At 63.3% G+C, this 13,117-nt stretch carries 12 protein-coding genes; 9 read left to right on the top strand and 3 right to left on the bottom strand.

Features of this window, described 5'->3' with window-relative positions:
* Nucleotides 1-43 precede the first annotated feature (43 nt).
* Nucleotides 44-439 (top strand): Ohr family peroxiredoxin, encoded by a 396-nt coding sequence (locus CO671_RS07075; protein WP_097605331.1) that lies wholly within the window; start codon nt 44-46, stop codon nt 437-439.
* Between the two features lie 107 nt (nt 440-546).
* Complete coding sequence (locus tag CO671_RS07070) at nt 547-1,584, top strand: DUF3095 family protein (protein WP_097605330.1); 1,038 nt, start codon at nt 547-549, stop codon at nt 1,582-1,584.
* A 23-nt stretch (nt 1,585-1,607) separates the two neighbouring features.
* On the opposite strand, the gene CO671_RS07065 is transcribed toward CO671_RS07070, so the two are convergent.
* Complete coding sequence (locus CO671_RS07065) at nt 1,608-2,024, bottom strand: NUDIX domain-containing protein (RefSeq protein WP_010029100.1); 417 nt, start codon at nt 2,022-2,024, stop codon at nt 1,608-1,610.
* A 27-nt stretch (nt 2,025-2,051) separates the two neighbouring features.
* Nucleotides 2,052-2,546, bottom strand: a complete 495-nt coding sequence (locus CO671_RS07060; protein WP_010029099.1) for a MarR family transcriptional regulator — start codon at nt 2,544-2,546, stop codon at nt 2,052-2,054.
* A 385-nt stretch (nt 2,547-2,931) separates the two neighbouring features.
* On the opposite strand from CO671_RS07060, the gene CO671_RS07055 reads away from it, so the two are divergent.
* The gene (locus CO671_RS07055) at nt 2,932-3,891 is read left to right on the top strand and encodes an acetylxylan esterase (protein ID WP_097605329.1); all 960 of its coding nucleotides are present in this window, start codon (nt 2,932-2,934) and stop codon (nt 3,889-3,891) included.
* Nucleotides 3,888-4,616, top strand: a complete 729-nt coding sequence (locus CO671_RS07050) for an alpha/beta hydrolase-fold protein (RefSeq protein WP_097605328.1) — start codon at nt 3,888-3,890, stop codon at nt 4,614-4,616. The genes CO671_RS07055 and CO671_RS07050 overlap by 4 nt, the downstream gene beginning before the upstream one ends.
* A gap of 12 nt (nt 4,617-4,628) precedes the next feature.
* On the opposite strand, the gene CO671_RS07045 is transcribed toward CO671_RS07050, so the two are convergent.
* Nucleotides 4,629-6,260 (bottom strand): dihydroxyacetone kinase subunit DhaK, encoded by a 1,632-nt coding sequence (locus tag CO671_RS07045; protein WP_097605327.1) that lies wholly within the window; start codon nt 6,258-6,260, stop codon nt 4,629-4,631.
* Between the two features lie 451 nt (nt 6,261-6,711).
* Here CO671_RS07045 and CO671_RS07040 point away from each other — a divergent pair, with 451 nt between their 5' ends.
* From CO671_RS07040 to CO671_RS07020, 5 genes are all read left to right on the top strand, one after another.
* Complete coding sequence (locus CO671_RS07040; RefSeq protein ID WP_097605326.1) at nt 6,712-8,157, top strand: MFS transporter; 1,446 nt, start codon at nt 6,712-6,714, stop codon at nt 8,155-8,157.
* A 189-nt stretch (nt 8,158-8,346) separates the two neighbouring features.
* Nucleotides 8,347-9,411 carry a histidine kinase dimerization/phosphoacceptor domain -containing protein gene (locus CO671_RS07035; protein ID WP_097605325.1) on the top strand — a complete coding sequence of 355 codons (1,065 nt, stop codon included), beginning with the start codon at nt 8,347-8,349 and terminating at the stop codon, nt 9,409-9,411.
* 112 nt (nt 9,412-9,523) lie between these two features.
* Nucleotides 9,524-10,075: a DUF924 family protein gene (locus tag CO671_RS07030; RefSeq protein ID WP_097605324.1), complete on the top strand. Its 552-nt coding sequence runs from the start codon at nt 9,524-9,526 to the stop codon at nt 10,073-10,075.
* Between the two features lie 126 nt (nt 10,076-10,201).
* Nucleotides 10,202-12,727: a mechanosensitive ion channel family protein gene (locus CO671_RS07025; RefSeq protein ID WP_097605323.1), complete on the top strand. Its 2,526-nt coding sequence runs from the start codon at nt 10,202-10,204 to the stop codon at nt 12,725-12,727.
* A gap of 112 nt (nt 12,728-12,839) precedes the next feature.
* Entirely contained in the window at nt 12,840-13,106 is a 267-nt protein-coding gene (locus CO671_RS07020; RefSeq protein ID WP_010033652.1) for a hypothetical protein, read from the top strand.
* Nucleotides 13,107-13,117: the final 11 nt, after the last annotated feature.

The following is a 13,117-nucleotide window of genomic DNA, read 5'->3' as shown; positions in this document are numbered from 1 at the left end:
TTAATCGGATACGTTAGTAACCATCAACCGAAAGGATACAACAATGACTGAGAAGGTTCTTTTCGCCGGCAAGACCCACATCGCCGGCGGTCACAACGGCTATGCACGCAGCAGCGACGGCACGCTCGACATCAAGCTGCCGCAGCCGCACCCGGCGGCCGAAAACCTGTTCGGCGCCGCCTGGTCGGCCTGCTATATCGGCGCCATCGAGCTCGCCGCCGCGCAGCGGAAGATCACCTTGCCAGCCGGGCCCGAGGTCGATGCCGAGATTACGCTCAACGGCGATAACGGCTCCTACTTCCTGCGTGCACGGCTCAATGTCAGCCTTGCAGACATCGACCGCGAGATCGCGCAGGAACTGATCGAGGCGGCCCACGGCATCTGCCCTTACTCCAAGGCGGTCCACGGCAATATCGACGTCGAAACCAAGCTTATCTGACCAGGAAGGGCCGGCCTCGCGCCGTCACCTTCAAGCGGGGGGCTGCCGATCGGCGGCAGACCCGCTTCTGAGCCAGCAGCCAAACCTGCCGATCCGGAGAACATGCCATGATCAACAGCCACGCGGAGCCGCGCCGGGCCTATGACGAGTTTTCGCTGGTGCTCGATCCCGATGTCTACGAGCCGTTGCCTGACGATTGGCTGATCGGCATCACCGATGTCGTCAGCTCGACCGCGGCAATCCGATCGGGACGCTATGAAGACGTCAATTATGCCGGCGCATCGATCATCGCCGCCCTCGGCAATGCCTGGGGTTCGTTCGATTTTCCCTTCGTGTTTCGCGGAGACGGAGCAGCCTTCGCCTTGCCGGCGACTGGCATCATGGCGGCGACATCGGCCTTGCGTGACGTCGCGGGCTTCGCCAAAGCCGAGCTTCATCTCGACTTGCGTGTCGGGCTCGTCACCGTCGGCGCAATCCGTGCCAACGGGCGCGACGTCAGGATCGCGCGCTACGCCGCTTCCGAGAACGCGACCTATGCGATGTTTGCCGGAGGCGGGCTCAAATGGGCGGAGCAGCAGATCAAGAATGGCCGCTTTCTGGTCAAACCCGGCCGTTATGCGATGAGGCCTGACCTGACGGGCTTGAGCTGCGACTGGGCGCCGTTCCCGAGCCAGCGCGGCGAGATCCTGTCATTGTTGGTCGAGCCACGCGACCACACGCGCCCGGAGGTCTTTGCGGCGCTGGCAAGACGCGTGCTCGCGGTTTTCGATGCCGCGCCGCGCCGGTCTCATCCGCTTTCCGGACGGACGGGTATGGCAAGAGAGAAGCAGGTCAGCGCGAAACGCTGGTCGGAGGTCGCCTCCAATTCGGATTTCCGCAAGTTCGACGACGGCCTGCGCCTGACGCTGGACTGCGCGCCGGACCAGATCGACAGCGTCGAAGCCATGCTCATTGCAGCGCGGGCGCGCGGTGAGATCGACTTCGGGCTGCACCGCCAGTCTCACGCGCTGATGACCTGCCTCGTACCATCGGGGCGGCCGGATTCGCATCTGCATTTCCTCGATGGAATGGGCGGCGGTTACGCGAAAGCGGCCGAGATGATGGAGGAGGGCGCGCTTGGCGAGGTTCGGCAGCGTGCGCTGTAGGCGTGGCGCTGCTTCTCGCGTCATCATGCCTGGTTGTTCGTCTTCGGTCTGAGCAGGTTTAAGAGCATTTCACCAAGCTGAGGCGGCGCCAGTTCGGTTTCGCATTCAATCTCCGCGGCGGTAAACCATCTGAGCGCCGTGTGTTCATCGCCGATAAGTCGCGGAGAGTCCTGCCATCGGTCGACGTGATAGACATGGAAGGTGGCGGATGCCCCGGGCGGGCTTTCCGAAACGAACTTTCCGGCCAACAGCCAGTGCTGCGGCGTCACGCCGATTTCTTCCAGCAATTCCCGGGGCAGTGCTGTCTCGGCGTCTTCGCCATCTTCGACGTGACCGCCCGGCAGGCTCCACCGATCCGGGTGCGTCCTGCGCTCCGAACTCCGCCTGGCGAGAAGAACGCTCCCATTCCCAATCAATGCGCCGATTGCGATCTCGGGCATGTCACCAGGTGCCGACATGTGCCGCGATCATGATTTTTGCGGTTCCGCCTGCGCCCGCAGCAGGTTGTCGCGCAGCCGCGTCACCGATTTCTGCACGACGGGGAAATCGTCGCCGAGGCCGACGGCGTCGATCAGGGCGGAGCCGGGATCGGTTTCGAGAAGATCGCGCCCCGCTGGCGTCAGGCTGACACGCACCTGCCGTTCGTCGGCAGAATCGCGATGGCGGGTGATAAAGCCGGCCGACTCCAGTTTCTTGAGGATGGGCGTCAGCGTGTTGGATTCAAGGAACAGTTTTTCACCCAGCATGCTGACCGTCTGGTCGTCCTCCTCGGAGAGGGCCACCATGGCGATATATTGGGTGTAGGTCAGGCCGAGCGCGTCCAGGATCGGCTTGTAGGCGCGGCCGAAGGCGAGATTGGCCGAATAGACCGCGAAGCACAGGAAGGTCGAAAGCTTGCGGACCTCACCGCCACTCCGCGGAGAGGCGGATGCAGACTGTTTTGCGGCTTTGGACGTGGGCATGGGTCTATCCTGTCTCGGTTGCTACTGCAATTATATATATCGCATCCGATTAAATCGCAATGGTGACGGGGTGATTTCAGGTGACCGCCCCGGCCGTCGCCTACAGCAGAGCTGCCGGCCAGATTCGGCGTCGGACATATCAGCCGAATTTTTCAGCACGTCCAAGTCCTTGGGCGCGGGAGACCCACTTTAGGTTCGTCTGGAGTCAATCCACAGCGCAGACGCGCCGTGGCTGGATTCCTGTGACAAGCACAGGAATGACGGAGGGTTGGAGGCCAGTCTGCTCCATCGGCCTTCGGCCCGCGTAGCCTTGCGGCGAGAGCAGATGGGCAAGTAGCCGCCACATAGCCTTGCATGGCCGGTGCTTTCACGCGACAAAGTCCGGATGAGCATTCCCGCGATACATCCTTTCGCCTTCGATCCCACTTACGGCATGCAGCTCGACGAGCTGCTTGCGGTCGAGCCGCCGGAGGAGCCGGATGGTTTCGACGCTTTCTGGGAGGCGCGGTATCAAAAGGCGCTGACGGTCGATCCGCAGCCGGCGCTTTCCCGCAGCGAGATCACCCATCCCGACTGGCACGTGCTCGACCTCGTCTATCTCTCCACCGATGCGTTCCGGATCGGCGGCTGGCTGCTGCTGCCGCGCGAGGGGGAGGTGCGGCGCGGCCTGGTTGTCGGGCATGGTTACGGCGGACGCGAGCGTCCGGATTTCGACCTGCCGGTCACCGAAACCGCGCTCATCTTTCCCTGCTGCCGCGGGCTGTCGCTCAGCGCCCATCCGCCGATTTCCGAGAACCCTTCCTGGCATGTGCTGCACGATATCGACAAGAAGGACTCCTATATCATCGGCGGCTGCGTCGAGGATATCTGGCTTGCCGTCTCGACGCTCGCTGCGCTCTATCCCTGGCTATCAGGGCATATCGGCTATAGCGGCATCAGCTTCGGCGGCGGTGTCGGGGCGATGGCGATCGCCTATGACGACCGCATCGACCGCGGGCATCTCGCGCTTCCGAGCTTCGGGCACCAGCCGCTGCGCCTTAAGCTGCCGAGCGTCGGCAGCGCCCAATCGGTGCAGGAATATCAGGCGGAACATGCAAACGTGCTGGAGACGCTGCGCTTCTTCGATGCGGCGACGGCCGCGAGGCGGATCAGGGTGCCGATGCTGACGGCGGTAGCGCTTTTCGATCCTTCGGTCGCGCCGCCCTGCCAGTTCGCTGTCGCCAATTCGATACCGAAATTTAATGAAATCTTCATCCTGGACGCCGGGCATTTCGACTACCCTGGAAGTGCTGAGCAAGAGGCGGTTCTCCGCGACAAGATCGGACAGTTCTTCAGGGTGTCATGAACCGCGAATATCTGCGCTGGTACAGTCAGCGTCTGCATCGAGACATGGAGATGCTGGTGTTCGGCCATGCCGGCGCCAAGGTGCTGGTTTTCCCGACGCGGGAAGGGCGCTTTTTCGAATATGAGCAGCTCGGGCTGGTCGCAAGCCTTGCAGATAAGCTGCAGGCCGGCCATCTCCAGCTCTATTGCATCGAGGGCCTGGCGGCAGACAGCCTCTACGGCTTCCATCGGCATCCGGCCGAGCGCATCCGCCGGCATGCGGCGCTGGAGGATTATATCCTCAACGAGGTGCTGCCGCTGATGGCGGCGAAGAATTCGCATGACTGCACCATTGTGCATGGATGCAGCCTCGGCGCCTTCCAGGCGGCGAGCCTCGTCTTCCGTCACCCGCATCTCTTCCGCAAGCTCGTCGCCTTTTCCGGGCGCTACGACCTGACGATGAAGGTGGAATCCTTCGGCGACCTGTTCGACGGCTATTACGACGACAGCGTTTATTTCCACACGCCGACACATTTCCTGCCCGGCCTCGGCGCCGACTGGCGGCTCGACAGGCTGCGCGAGATCGACATCGTGCTGACCATCGGCGATGCCGATCCCTTCCTCGACAACAACCGCTATCTCAGCCGGTTGCTGGGCGAGAAGAATATTCGCCATCAGCTGCATGTCTGGGACGGCCGCGCCCATCGCGCCGGCGCCTGGCGGAGGATGGCGCCGCTTTATATCTGAATATCTGAGAACCTATGGAAGCTCTGCCGCCGCCGCGAAGGCTGCGGCTATGGCGACCGCGCCGGGATCGGCCACATCGGCCAGATCCCTTGCGCCGACATAGGAGGAACGTCCGGCTCTCGCCCTGGTCATTGCCTTCGTCGATTCCGCGCCTGATGCCGCCGCCTTTGCGGCTGCCGCGACGCCGCCGGAGGCGAGCGCATGCAGCGCCGGTGAGAGCGCATCGACCATTGTCCGGTCGCCGACTTCGGCTCCGCCGTAGAAGGTCATCCTGTCCAGCCCGGCGAGAAGGGCTGCCGATATATCGGCCTTGTCGGCCATCGCCTTGGCCGCCGCGGTGAAGAAGATCGACAGCAGCACGCCGCTCGATCCACCCATGTTGGTACCGAGGATATCGCCGATCGCGGCAAGGGTGGCCGCCGGCCGGTCGAGCGGCAGCGTATCGAGGCGGGCGAGCAGGCTGCGGGCGCCCGTTGCCACGGTCGAGCCGGTATCGCCGTCGCCGACGCGGCCGTCCAGCCGGTTGAGCTCGTCTTCCAACGAGATCAGATGCTCGCAGAGCGCCGTGATCAGGCGCCGGCTGCCCGGGTTCTCGCCTGCTGTGGCTTTTCCGGCGGCCGTTCTCGGGGCGGCAATGATCTCGATTTCGTGGCGCTCGACGGCGGGCATCCAGGCATGCGGCTCGACAGCGGCTGTCAGGGCTGCCTCACGCTCGGCATCGAGTGGGATCAGCGACAGCGAGAAGCCGTTCATGTTGAGCGCAGTCATCATTGGCGCCGGGCCGATGATGAGGCGGACGCGGCGGCCGAGCGAGGCGGCCAGCACCGCATTGGCGATGACGGCCATTTCGAGCGGCGGCACGGCGCCGAGATTGTTGATGAGCAGCGCGTGATTGCCGGCATTTCCCAGCGTGGCGGAGAGGCGTGCGGACATGGTGGCGACGATATCGGCGACGGGCTGCAGCGTGATGCGCTCGACGCCCGGCTCGCCGTGGATGCCGAGGCCGAGCTCACCCTCGTCGGCGCCGAGGCGGTCCTCATGCGTCTGGCCGGGCGCGCTGCAGGTGGAAAGCGACATGCCGAGCGAGACGATATCGCCGGCCGCACTTCTGGCCTGGGCTGTGACCGTCTTTAGATCCTCACCTCGTTCGGCGTGGTAGCCCGCGATCTTATGGACGAACAGCGTGCCGGCGACGCCGCGCGGCTGGTTGATGCCGGGCAGGGCGATATCGTCGGCGACGATGACCATCTCGACATCGAGGCCTTCGGCGCGGGCCTTTTCGGCGGCAAGACCGAAATTCAGGCGGTCCCCAGTGTAATTCTTGACGATCAGCAGGGCACCGCGCGGCCCGGTCACCGCCCGGATCGCGGTGAGCACCGCATCGACGCTCGGCGAGGCGAAGATCTCGCCCGAGACGGCCGCGGTCAGCATGCCTTTGCCGACGAAACCGGCATGCGAGGGCTCGTGGCCGGCGCCGCCGCCCGAGATGATCGCCACCTTCGACTTGTCCCAGTCGGCTCTGAGGATCACCTTGATGTCGGGAAAGCTGTCGAGGCGAGCGAGGCGGCCCTTGCCGCTCGTCTGAAGAAGACCATCCAAGGCTTCGGTGACGATCGTTTCCCTGCGGTTGAAGAAGTGTTTCATCGATTGAGACCCGTTCGTTGGTTTTCGTGCCGTCGCCATGCCTTTTTGCCGGTCGCAAGCGGCGCTGTCCACCCAGTTACGCTGTCGACAGTGAGCGGCTGACGCTTTTGACAAATCGCAAAATTTCATTAGCGAGCGTACCGATACGGCGACATCTGGCCTCGCTGCAGGACGTACCTCAGGCTATGGAGTTTGCGCCGCTCCTGTTTTCCCGGGAGCGGTTCAAACTTGGCCTCGCTTCGGCGGGGCCTTTTTCTTGACATATGGAGGCAGCGCGGCCGCCGCGGGAATATTCCCCGCCGGTGCGAGATTTAGCCTTTCCGGCCGGCGGCAACGGGCGTATTCAGCCAATACGCGGCTTTCGATGGCCGCGAGTCCCCGCGCGGCAGATCTTCGATCGATCTTCCTTCCCGTTTCTGCCGCGTCACCCGGAATTTTCATTGGCAGATCGATGACCACGGCAGAGACGAGCGAGAACCGGCAAGAGGCGGCAAGCGGCCGCCAGGCGAAGATCGTGGCGCTGGTCGTTGCCGTCTCCTTCTTCATGCAGATTCTCGACGGCACGATCGTTGCCACCTCGTTGCCGCAGATGGCGGCAAGCTTCGGCGTGCGGCCGGTGTCGATGAGCATCGGCATAACAGTCTATATGCTGACGATGGCGGCCTTCATTCCGCTGTCGGGCTGGCTCGGCGACCGCTTCGGCGCGCGCCGTGTCTTCCTGATGTCGATCGGCGTCTTCACCGGCGCCTCGCTGTTCTGCGGGCTGTCCGGCAGCCTTATGGAATTCGTGCTGTGGCGTGCCGTCCAGGGGGCGGGCAGCGCGTTGATGACGCCGGTCGGACGCATCATCGTGCTGAAGAACGCCCGCAAGTCGGAACTCGTCCAGGCGATCGCGCTGATCACCTGGCCGGCGCTGACCGCGCCGGTGATCGGCCCGGTGCTCGGCAGTTTCATCACCACCTATGCCAGCTGGCACTGGAACTTTCTCATCAACATCCCGATCGGCGTTCTCGGCATGGGACTGGTGTTGCGCTTCGTGCCGGAGCAGCGCGAGGCCGACGCCGGCCGTCTCGATCTCGTCGGGTTCGTGCTCAGTGCGGCAGGGCTCACCTTCCTGCTGGCCGCCCTGGAGCTCTCGGTCAAATGGGAAGGCGGGCTCCTGCCGGTCATATCCATGCTCGCAGCCGGAATCGTGCTCTCCGTCATGGCGACGCGACATTTCCTCGCTGTCGACAATCCGCTTCTCGACCTTTCGGCCTTCGGCGTTCAGACCTTCGCGATGTCGACGCTGTCGGCGGGCACGGCCTGCAGGGTCGCCATCAATGCGACGCCGTTCCTGCTGCCGCTGTTGTTCCAGCTCGGATTCGGGCTGAGTTCAATTGCCGCCGGCACTTATCTGCTCGTCTATTTCCTCGGCAATCTCGGCATGAAGACGGTGACGACGCCGCTCCTGCGCTTCTTCGGTTTCCGCACGGTGCTTGTGCTGAATGGACTGATCGCGGCGTTTTCGATCGTCGCCTGCGGTTTTCTGACGCCTGATACGCCGCAGTTTTTCATCCATGCGCTGCTTTTTCTCGCCGGCCTGTCGCGGTCGATGGAATTCACCGCGCTGAACACGCTGGCTTTCGCCGATATCGGCCCGGCGCAGCGCAGCTCGGCCTCGACACTGTCGAGCATGCTGCAGCAGGTGTCGATGCTGCTCGGCGTGGCCGTGGCGGCCGCCGTGCTCAACATTGCCGCGGCTCTCAGAGGCGCCGAGACCCCCGTTCTTGCCGACTTCCGCTGGGCTTTCGTCTTGGTCGGAGCGATCGGGGTCATCTCGTCGCTGCGCTTCCTGCAATTGCCGGCGGAGGCGGGCGCGGAAGTTTCGGGTCATCGGAAATTTCAGAAAAACTAACCTGCCGACGAAACCAATCAAGCCGCTCTGCGGGACCGGTTTTCCGTTGTCGTCCTTTCGCGCCGCCTGCGACAAGAGCGAGGGATGGCGGCTGTTTACCTCGGGCGGTCAATGCAATACGACATTGCCATGCGGACGAGTCGGACGCTTGCTGTTCATCGTCGCTGCGGGAGAACGCCGGGAGAGGGAATGAGCAATTCTAGCGGCGATGCGGATGTGCTGATCCACATCCTCTATATCGACGACGACGAGGGGCTGGCATTGCTGATGCAGAAAAACCTGCTTCGGCGCGGCTTTTCGGTCGAGTGGGCTAAGAACGGCGCTGCCGGTCTGGCGAGACTCGGCGAAGGCGGAATCGATGCCGTCGTACTCGATCATATGCTGGCCGACGAAACCGGCCTCGACATTCTGCCCTGCATCACGGCGATGCCGGATCATCCGCCCGTCATCTATGCGACGGGTTCGGACGATACCAGCATCGCGGTCGCGGCGCTGAAGGCGGGTGCCGACGACTACGTGCTGAAGGGGATTTCGGCCGATTATTTCGATCTGCTCGCGGCTGCTCTCGAACAGGCGTTGGAGCGGGCGCGTTTTCGCCGCGAGACAGCGCAGGCGCAGGAAGTGATCCGCCAGCAGCGCGATCTTGCCGAGATGCTGCTTGCCGAAGTCAATCACCGCATTGCCAACAGTCTCGGGCTGGTCGGCGCGTTGATCCGCATGCAATCCTCGATGACCAAGGACCAGGTGGCGATCGATGCGCTGCACGAAACGCAGATGCGCATCAACGCCATCGCCAGCGTGCACCGTCGGCTCTATACAAACCGGCAGGTCGGATCGGTGCAGCTCGATGAATATCTGAACAGCCTGCTGACCGAACTCGAAGCGTCGATGCGTGACGACAAGCGGCCGCATCGCATCATGCTGACTGCGGCGCCGGTCAATCTGGCGACCGACAAGGTTATCACGCTCGGACTGATCGTCAGCGAGCTTGTCACCAATGCCTTCAAATATGCCTATCCGGACAGCGTGACGGGGGAGATCCGTGTCAGCGTCGACCAGACGGAAGAGGTGCTGAAGGTCATCGTCGAGGATGACGGCGCGGGGTTTGATCCGGAGAGCCCGGCCAGAGGGACGGGGCTCGGTACGCGTATTTTGACCGGGATGGCCGCGAGCCTGAAATCGGATTTCGCCTATGATCCCGATCATGATGGGACGCGGGCGACGCTGGTGTTTTCGTTGCAGGAGGGGAAGTAGGACGTGTGGTGCAGGGCGGGCGGATGAGGGGGGCTCACGGCACAGCGTATCCTTTTTCCGCAATAGCTTACCGACATCGCATCATCAAACCTAACGCTAGGGGAGAACAGACATGACGACGATCCGCACGCCGCGTGAAGTCTATGATTTCTGGTTCGTCCGGTGCGGCCGGGAGCTGTGGTTCCAGCCGCCGCCGGAGCTCGACGTGGAGATCCGCGATGTTTTCCGCGATACGCATCTGGCGCTGGCCGCAGGCATCAGTGACGACTGGCGGGCCGATCCGATATGCCGGCTGGCGGCGGTCATCGTGCTCGACCAGTTCCCCCGCAACATCTATCGCGGCACGCCGCTCGCCTTCGCAACCGACGGACTGGCGCTGCGGGAAGCCAAGCTCGCGCTTGCGGCCGGTGGCGACCAGGCAGTCGAGGTCGCCTGTCGCACCTTCTTCTACCTGCCGTTCGAACATGCCGAACACCTCGACGAGCAGGAACGTTCGGTGGCCTTGTTCACCGCGCTTGGCGACGCGGAATACCTGGATTATGCCATCCGGCATCGCGATGTGATCGCCGCCTATGGCCGATTTCCGCACCGCAATGCCATCATCGGACGGGAGTCGACGGCTGCGGAGCGTGACTATCTATCCCGGCCCGGCGCCGGCTTCTGAGTGCTTCTCATGCAGGTCTTTCAAGTTCGCTGCGAGGCGCTTTAGGCATTTCCCGCCTTTCTGTCGCCTTTGTTTGCAATGAAAAGCTGACTTTCTATCCTGACGACAACCCTCCCGGAGGCGCTTTTGCGGCTGAGAACGATCCTGCTTCGCACCATTCTTCTGATGACGCTGGCGCTGGCCGGCGCCCATTTCGAGAGTGCCGTAGCCTTGGCGCAGGAGCCGCAGGCGCAGGCGACGGCAGAGACGCCGCTTGTCGATACGCCATCCGCTCAGGCGGCGAAGGAAATCGAAAAGGCGAAGGTCCAGCTTGGTTCGCTTCAGGACAGCGTCAAGCAGAACGCCGATAATGACGATGCGCTGGTCGGGATTGCTGCCAAGGCCGACGAACTCAGCCGCGCCGTCATCACGATCTCGGTCAATCTCAGGCCGCGTTTCGATCAGATCAAAAACCGCCTTGGCGAGATCGGCGATCCGCCGAAGGATGGACAGCCGCCCGAGGCTGAGATCGTCACCCAGGAGCGCAATGCGCTTGCCGCCGAGCGTGCGCAGATCAACGCGGTGACAGGCGACGCCGAAAATCTGTCGATCGCGGTGACGCAGCTTGTCAACGAGATTATCGAGATGCGACGGCGGCTTTTCGCCGATACGCTTCTCAGACGTACCGAAATCTCCGTCTCGGTGCTCGACGATGCCGCCGGCGCCTTCGTGCACGAGGTCAGCGAATTCTCGCAGGCCCTGTCGAGTTGGGCCGCCTTCGTCTGGAAGTTCAAGCGCTTCCCGCTGTTTGCGGCGATCTTCCTGTCGCTCGCCTCGGCGCTCATTCTGCTCTCGGGCAGCTACCGGCTGTTCGGCGCGTATCTGCGTCGCGATGAGGCGGTCGAGAACCCGTCCTATATCGGTCGGCTGTCGATCGCCTTCTGGTCGACGCTGATCCGCACGCTGGCGCTTGCGGTGCTGCTCGTCACCTCCTTCTTCTTCCTCAACAGTTTCAATGTGCTGCGGCCCGATATCGCACCCGTCATCGGCGCGCTGTTCGGCACGATCGGACTCGTCTACTTCGTCGGCCGCTTCGTCAACGCCATCTTCGCGCCGCGTGAACCGCATTGGCGGCTGGTGAAGCTTTCCAATCTCGGCGCCCGCTCGATCGGCTACTGCCTGCTGGCGATGGCTGTCGTCAACGGGCTCGACTATCTGTTCGGCACGGTCAGCGAGGCGATGGGTTCGCCGCTGGTGCTGACGGTGGTCAGAAGCCTGATCGCCGCGCTGATCATCGGCGTGATCCTGATCGCTGCCTCCTTTGGCAAGCCGATGCTGGCACGGAACGGCGATCCCGACGCGCCTGGCAGGCATTGGCCGCGCGGCATGGCCATCATCCTGCGCGTTGCCGGCGCCGGCCTCATCGTCACGGCGCTCGCGGGCTATGTAGGACTGGCGCGCTTCGTCGCCACGCAGTTCATCATTACCGGTGCGGTCGTCGCCACCATGTATGTCGGCCTGCTGTCGGGCAAGGCGATCTCGCGGCAGGAGAGCTTCGGCGACACCTTCTTCGCGCGCTTCCTGACGCGGCGGTTCAACCTGGGGCCGGTGGCGATCGATCAGTTCGGCTTGCTCGTCGGCCTTGCCATCTATGCCGTGGCGCTGCTGGTCGGCATTCCGCTTATCCTGCTGCTCTGGGGCTTCCATGTGCAGGATCTGCAGCTGATCGCCTACCGGCTGTTCACCGAGGTCAAGCTCGGCGGCATCAGCATCTCGCTGCTCGGCATCTGCACCGGCATCCTGCTCTTTGCCGGCGTTTATCTGCTGACGCGCTGGCTGCAGCGCTGGCTCGACGGCAATGTGATGGCGCGAAGCCATGTCGATCTCGGCGTGCGCAACTCCGTGAAGACGGGGATCGGTTATCTCGGCGTCGGCATTGCGGCGATCATCGGCGTCTCGGCCGCCGGCATCGATCTGTCGAGCTTCGCGCTCGTCGCCTCGGCGCTTTCGGTCGGTATCGGTTTCGGCCTGCAGAACATCGTTTCCAACTTCGTCTCCGGCCTGATCCTGCTGGTCGAGCGGCCGTTCAAGGTCGGCGACCATGTCGTTTCGGGAACGGCCGAGGGCATCGTCAAGCGCATCTCGGTGCGCGCCACCGAGATCGAGACCTTCCGCAAGCAGTCGATCATCGTGCCGAATTCGGAGCTGATCAACGGGCTGGTCGGCAACTGGACGCACCGCAACAAGATCGGCCGCTCGGAAATTCCGGTTTCGGTCAGCTACGACGCCGATCCGCAGAAGGTGATGGATATCCTGCTGGAGCTGACGGCGAAGATCCCGCTCGTCATGCGCAATCCCGAGCCGCATGTCGAATTCCTGCGCTTCGGCCCCTATTCGCTGGATTTCGAACTGCGCTTCTTCCTCGCCGATATGGGCGACGGCATGACGGTGCGTAACGATCTGAGGATCGAGATCCTCAAGCGCTTCAAGGCGGAGGGCATCGAGATTCCGTTGCCGCAGAGCGATCTGACTATCCACCGCGAGGCGCCCGTCGCCATCGCCAACGAGGGCAGGGACGTCAGGCCCAGCTCCGCGGACGGCGCTGCCGGCGATGAGGAGCATCGGGTGCGACAGCTGCGCGGCCGCACCGCCGAGGTCAGCCTGAAGAGCTGAACGGCTCATTCAGCCATCATTCACAGGTCTATGTGCATGATCCCTTGCATCGGGATCGCTGCCGAGGGCAGCACCGATCGTTCGAGGGGAGGGCGCACTCGCGCCGCCGCACATGATGGCAAGATTTGCCGCCGTTCTGCTTATCCCGCTGCTTGCCGCGCCGGCGGTCCATGCGGCATCCGTCACCAATACCGATCCTGCCGCCGTGGTGCTCGTCATCACCGAGGGCGGTCAGCGCGTCGAGGTCGTTGTCGATGCAGGGGCTTCCGAAAATCTCTGCCCTTCCGGCTGCTTCATGACGACGCCCGACGGCGACCGCATCGGCCTCGACGGCGGCGAGACGATCGACATCATCAAGGGCTCGGCCGTCGTCAAGTAAGGCTGCGGCCA

The sequence above is a fragment of the Rhizobium sp. M10 genome (assembly GCF_002531955.1).
In the GTDB taxonomy this organism is placed as follows: Bacteria; Pseudomonadota; Alphaproteobacteria; order Rhizobiales; family Rhizobiaceae; genus Rhizobium; species Rhizobium etli_C.
Note: the sequence above shows the minus strand (reverse complement) of the source record. Positions and strands in the feature narration are given on the sequence as shown.